Below are 658 nucleotides of genomic sequence, written 5' to 3'. Positions count from 1 at the left end.
GCGGCCTGGGCCTCGGGCTGGCCCGCCGCACCGCGCGCGCCCGGGGCGGCGAGGTGACCTTCGCGGACCCGCCGGGGCGGGGCGCGGAGGACGGACCGACCGGCGCGGTCGTCGTGGCACGGCTGCCCGGAGTGCTGGGGAAGGAGGCGGACCGGTGACCGACCGGGACTTCCGCGTGCTGGTGGTGGACGACGACTTCCGGGTCGCGCAGGTGCACGCCGGATTCGTCGCGTCCGTGGACGGCTTCCAGGTGTGCGGGACCGCGCACTCGGCCGCCCGCGCCCGCGAGCTGGCCGTCGAGCTCGACCCCGACCTGGTGCTGCTCGACGTCTACCTCCCGGACGCGTCCGGGCTGAGCCTGCTGCCCGGCCTCGAGGCCGACGTGATCATGGCGACCGCCGCGGCCGACGCCGCGTCCGTCCGCACGGCCCTCGGCCGGGGCGCCCTGCACTACCTGGTCAAGCCGTTCGCCGCCGAGGCCCTGACCGCGCGCCTGGTCGCCTACGCCCGGTACCGGCGGGCCCTGGCGGGGACGGAGGAGCTGTCCCAGGACGCCGTGGACGCGGCCCTCCGCGAGCTCGCCGCGCCGCTGGCGGCCGGTCCCGCCCGTCCGGCGGGCCGTACGCCGGTCACGGCCCAGCTGGTCGCCGAGTCCCTG

Annotated in this window: 1 protein-coding gene; it reads left to right on the top strand. The window is 78.6% G+C overall.

From position 1 onward, the window contains the following. Positions 1-154: 154 nt before the first annotated feature. Positions 155-658 (top strand): response regulator (locus tag DZF91_RS22785; RefSeq protein WP_117359463.1); only part of this gene is annotated, 504 nt, incomplete at its 3' end.

It is taken from the genome of Actinomadura logoneensis (assembly GCF_003428695.1).
Classification (GTDB): Bacteria; Actinomycetota; Actinomycetes; order Streptosporangiales; family Streptosporangiaceae; genus Spirillospora; species Spirillospora logoneensis.
This window is presented reverse-complemented; position numbering and strand designations above follow the sequence as displayed.